At 52.2% G+C, this 5,360-nt stretch carries 6 protein-coding genes; 2 read left to right on the forward strand and 4 right to left on the reverse strand.

Annotated features, from left to right (window positions below; all coding sequences use genetic code 11):
- Both ACETWG_07555 and ACETWG_07560 read left to right on the forward strand, forming a co-directional pair.
- Positions 1-795, forward strand: a 795-nt coding sequence (locus ACETWG_07555; protein MFB0516443.1) for a hypothetical protein, incomplete at its 5' end; no start/stop codon positions are given.
- 101 nt (positions 796-896) lie between these two features.
- On the forward strand, positions 897-1,103 hold the full coding sequence (locus ACETWG_07560) for a hypothetical protein (protein ID MFB0516444.1): 207 nt from the start codon (positions 897-899) through the stop codon (positions 1,101-1,103).
- A gap of 80 nt (positions 1,104-1,183) precedes the next feature.
- Here ACETWG_07560 and ACETWG_07565 read toward each other — a convergent pair whose 3' ends face one another.
- The 4 genes from ACETWG_07565 to ACETWG_07580 form a co-directional block, all read right to left on the reverse strand.
- On the reverse strand, positions 1,184-2,533 hold the full coding sequence (locus tag ACETWG_07565; protein ID MFB0516445.1) for a hypothetical protein: 1,350 nt from the start codon (positions 2,531-2,533) through the stop codon (positions 1,184-1,186).
- 14 nt (positions 2,534-2,547) lie between these two features.
- Positions 2,548-3,237: an ABC transporter ATP-binding protein gene (locus ACETWG_07570; protein ID MFB0516446.1), complete on the reverse strand. Its 690-nt coding sequence runs from the start codon at positions 3,235-3,237 to the stop codon at positions 2,548-2,550.
- A 134-nt stretch (positions 3,238-3,371) separates the two neighbouring features.
- Positions 3,372-4,535, reverse strand: a complete 1,164-nt coding sequence (locus ACETWG_07575) for an ABC transporter permease (GenBank protein MFB0516447.1) — start codon at positions 4,533-4,535, stop codon at positions 3,372-3,374.
- A gap of 73 nt (positions 4,536-4,608) precedes the next feature.
- On the reverse strand, positions 4,609-5,360 hold a 752-nt coding region (locus ACETWG_07580; protein MFB0516448.1), incomplete at its 5' end, for an ABC transporter permease.

Genomic DNA, 5,360 nt, shown 5'->3' on the forward strand with positions numbered 1-5,360 from the left:
ACCGGAACTGATGAAGAGGCAGGTTGGCCGGTGTGGAGCCCGGATGGCAGCCAGATCCTCTACTGGGCCTTCAAGGCTGGCAATCAGGATGTGTGGGTGATGGATGCAGACGGAGGCAACAAGAGGCGGCTTACCGATCATCCCGCCCTGGATGGAGATGGGCAATGGAGCCCGGATGGGAGAAGGATTGTGTTCGTTTCCGAGCGAACCGGCAATGGCGATATCTACATGATGGATGCCGATGGATCTAATCTGAGGCGCCTGAGCTTGTCGGATGCCTGGGATTGGACCCCTCACTGGGGTCCGGATGGAAGGATGGTAGCCTGGATATCAAAGGAAACCGGAAGAATGGAGATCTGGACCATAGACGTGGAGACCATGGAGAGGAGGCACCTATCGCCTGATGCCTGTGCCAATGTCGTTCCCCGGTGGAAACCAGATGGCACCAAGATCCTCTATGGCAGATGGCTAGGAGGCGCGTACCCTATCAAAGGGAGCTATGACCTCGCACACATGAACCCGGATGGCAGCGGGAAGCAGGACCTTGCCCTCTCGCCGGTGAATGAGATGTCTGCGAGTTGGAGCCCTGATGGAAGCCGCATCCTCTTCTGGTCCTGGCGGACCGGGAATCCCGAGGTGTTCAGGATGAGTGCTGATGGAAGCGGCCTGACCCAGCTCACTGACAACCTGGCCTGGGATATGTTCCCTGCCTGGAGCCCTGATGGAAAGAAGATTGCCTTTGACTCCGACCGCATGGGTAACTTCGATATCTGGGTCCTGGATGTGGCACAATAACCAGCAGCGATCAAAAAGCAACCGCCAAACATTGCGCCTCAGTCCATCGGCTGCATGCAGTAAAGTCAGCGTTAGGTGTCCCTAGAGAGGATAATAGCGCCATGGGTTTCATCAGACGTCAGGAAGAGCACCTGGTGACGCGTTTTTTAGTGTGGAAGTACCAGAGGATGAACCTTGCCGTGCCTGCCATTTCAGAACTTCAGCACCAGGCCAGCAAGATCGTTAGTGAGGCCCATCGGATCGCCCGCAAAACAGGTGGCAATGTTGCTTCCATCATGAAGGAGCTGATTGAGGATTTGAAAAAGTAGCTTTGGGCCTCCCAACACCTGAATCTTATACAGCCTAATTTTCAAGAGGGGTGAACCTTCGCCTATTTGATAGACATGCCTTAATAGAAATATGTCAACCAAAGGAATGCGCTATCTGGAGCCTTATTAAGGAAGTTGGTGCCCGGTATCTCGAATCCACCGTATTCCGTGCCCCTTCCGCCATAATAAATAGTACCTCCAAATGTCATCTGGATGGCTTTAGCGATATCCCAGACAGCCCGGGGTAGAACTATTCCCGAGGGATCGGCCAGGTTATTGATCACGGTCAAATAGACATTGAACAGAGGATGTAACTCCACCCTGATGTGGCCCCCTAAATAAGTCCGGCCTAAAGTGAAGAGCTCGCCCCGTTCAAGACGTTCGGAAATCTCCCTATCGGTAAATGCTTCCGCGTACTGGTCTTCACCCAGGCCGTTAAAGTAGAACTCTAAGAATCCATAAAAGTTCTTTTTCCACCACACCCAGGAGTAGTCCATATTAGCCACCAGGGAAAGATATCCGTCCGTACCGCTCTCTTCCAGAAAGGTCCATGTACCGTCCAAACGCCAGGCCGCACCCCCAAGATATCCGGTGCTGCCAAGGCCGACTACGGTGTCTCTGTAGTGTTCAGCAGCCATGATATCCAACTCAGTAGTACCCCGGGCAAAGTGCAGCTTTCCGGCCAGGGAGGACTGGTTCCATTCCGCATCTCCAGTTACCGGGTCCCGCCTCGGTACATAAAGGAACTGGAAATCACCTATTCTATTCACGGAATATTGGGTGGACACCATATCATCCCCGATCTTATAATCCCGCTCGATATCCGCCGGCGAAAAGGGATTAAACAGGTCCATGGGATTAAACAGCAGGCCATTCCCCCAGGTAACCGCCTGCCGACCGATGTTGAGGGTACCCCATTTCGGCAGCAAGGTCAGGGAAAGCCGGTCCAAGCGGTGATACAGGATATGGCTGTTATCCTCATCAATGGTCTTCGTCAAATCCATAAAGCGACGATCGTCTTCCACGCGTTGGCTGACCATAAAAGCTGCCTTGAAAAGATCCGGATAAAGCTGCTCCAAGCCCTTCACCTTACGCCGGGTATCCCCACCTGAAAGGATGGCCTCATAATGGGTCTCGAAAATCCCCCACTTTTCAAAAAAGAGCCTGTTCTTGACCCGGACCTCAGCGTTACCGTCATAGTAAGGATCAGTGCCCACGGCCTGGAAAAATGATGCGTCATCAGGCCATGACACAGACCCCCTACCCTTGATATGCCCGCCCCACTGGCTATCGATCCTTTTATACCAGGGCTCAGTGGGTACTGATTTGTTCTTGGGCGCATCTGACGCCCCCAAAGCAGCCAGATCGAGTTGGGCTAAACAAATCCCCAACACCAGGAATCCGTAAAATGTGAGAGCCTTTTGACCCAAGGCCTTTCCCGGTTCTACCCTTCCCGGACCTGATCATCTGCCACGAGGCCATCCCTGATGAGCACGAGCCGTCGGGCATAGTCCATGACCATCTTATCATGGGTCGAAAAGATAAAGGTTGCCTTTTTCTTCTCGTTCATCTGCCTCATCATCTCCAGCAGACCCTTTCCGGTCTTGGAATCCAGGTTGGCTGTAGGCTCGTCCGCTAACACAATGGATGGATTGGAAACGATGGCTCTGGCAACGGCGACTCGCTGCTGTTCCCCACCTGATAACTCGGCTGGACGCCGGTCGTATTTCCCCTCTAAGCCCACATCTTCCAAGATAGCCCTGGCCAGTTCCCGTCGCTTAGCGGACGGCACGCCCTGGAGGAGCATGACGAATTCCACGTTTTCAAATGCGGACAGGACCGGAATAAGATTATATGCCTGGAATACAAACCCGACTTTTTGCAGACGTAAGCTGGCCAACTCCGATTGGGTCATTTTATCCAGTGCGTTTCCGTCCACCGTGATCCGGCCTGAATCAGCCAAGTCCAGTCCACCGATGATATTCAGCATAGTGGTCTTGCCTGACCCCGATGGCCCGGCCAGGGCGACAAAGGCCCCCTTTTTTATGGTCAGGCTCACGCCGTTAAGCGCATTAACTTCTACCTTGCCTTTTCGATATGTCTTTTTGACGTCTCTGCATTCCACTATGTTCATATTCTATCTCCTCTCTGCCTGATAGATCATGCTTGTTATCGATGGTCCGTTGTCGGTTGCAGCAAGACCAATAACCACTCAGGATTCATACATTTTTTGGTGCAACAAACTACGGAAAGCGGGCCGTACACTTATCAAATGTGGGCTAAGGCCTCTACCGGGATGAACCTGGCCGCTTTAGCGGCTGGATAAAGGCTCACCAAAAGACCCAAGATAAATACCACCAGGTTGGCCATGGTCAAGTCCCTACCGTAGATGACCGGGTAAATCACCCGAGATATACCGAAATATTCCATGCCGGCGGCCAGGGCAGAAAGATTGATGCCGCTGCCTGAAAGGGCGAAAACACTCAAAAGCCCTAAGATGTTCCCAATGGCCATACCAATAACCAGGAGAAAACACGACTCTGTCAGGACCTCTCTAATGATCCACCATGGCTTCATCCCCAGTGCCTTGAGCAGGCCGAACTCACGTATTCGCTCGAATACAGCCATGAGCATGGTGTTGACGATGCCAAAGCCCATAGCAATGAAAACTACTAGGAACCACAAGAACATAAACTGGTCATAAATCTTCAGGTATGCGGTGACTAAGGGAAGGAGTTCCCGCCAGGTCTGCACTTCATAATATGCAGGCGGCAAGGCGGCCCGCAGGTCGGTTGCCACCTGGTTGACTTGCTTGTAATCGGGAAGAATGATGGACACCTCGGAGATATTGTTCTTCAACTTGAGCATTTCCTGGGCCGCAGGCATGGTGACAAAGACAAACTGTTTCTCCGTGGCCTCCATTTCGGCCCTGAAGATCCCGACAATACGGAAGGCCCTGGAGGCGATCTCCCGATCAACATCCTGTGACATGAGAACCAGCTTACGGCCCAATCTGGTCTCAAACGTGCCCACTAAGGCCTTACCCACCACAATCCCGTATTTGTCATCAGACTTGAGGTAACGCCCCTGGGTGAGCGCCTGCCCGATGAACGAGACCTTGGCCTCGCGTAGAGGATCAATCCCCACTAATGTCACACCATCCGAGTGTCGAGCGTTGCTGGCAATAGCGCTAACCCGAACCCTAAAAGTCCACTGGGTGCCAGATGGCACGAGCTTCTTAAGGGTTGTTTCTACCCTCTGAAAATCGGTCATGCTGTTCTCGACAACCGGGTCATCTCGATACCCTTTATGATGTACCTGGATATGCCCGGTGAGCGTAGCGACACCGTTTCGGAGCATTTGGTCCGCGATACCCCGCATCAGCGCACCTAAAAAGATCATGCTCCAGACCCCGATGATAACAGCGATCATAATGACCGCTGTCCGCCTAGGGTTTCGCCAAATGTTTCGCCAGGCTAAGTGTACATGCATTTCTTACTCACACCTACGCAGATCTCATCGCTTCCACCGGCCGGAGACGCCGGACCTTAAGTGCTGGATACAACGCAGTCAAAAGGGTGATGACCAGCACCGCACCCGGCCCGATTGAGACGGAAAGTAGCGAAAGCTGGGGAAAGATCCTCTCTGGCATACCATACTGTCTCAATAGTTCGGATGCGCCGGAAATAACGATCCCATGAACCTGGAAATACCAGGTGATCAAGCTTCCAGCGATGATGCCAACGACAATGCCTATCATAGTGATAGTCGTAGATTCAATCAAAAGTAGCTTGGTCAACCGTCCCGGAGAAGTTCCAATGGCCATAATGACACCGAACTCTCTTGTCCGCTCGAAGATACACATAAGGAAGGTATTTAAGATACTGAAGGCCACCACCACTATCAAAATGAAATAGAAGATAAGGCCGCCAACCAGGTCCATCTGAATGCCCTGGATCAAGCCGGGCATGAGCTCCATCCAATCCACCACCAGGTGGTGCCTTTTTTCCATCTTTTTGATACCAGCCGCAACAGCCTTTTTCATCTCCGATACCTCGTCTAAGGATCTTCCAAGTACTACAACCTCATGGACGGCCCCGTGCATGGAATATACATCTTGAAAGTCCTTAAGCGAGATATGCATAGATGAACGATCGAATTCGTCCTGGCCAGAACTGTAAATTCCCTTTACCTTAACCACAGTAGCCGCGATGGTGCCATCACGTCCCTGGCCCAGCAAAACCAGTTCATCACCCA

It is taken from the genome of Candidatus Neomarinimicrobiota bacterium, assembly GCA_041862535.1.
Classification (GTDB): domain Bacteria; phylum Fidelibacterota; class Marinisomatia; order SCGC-AAA003-L08; family TS1B11.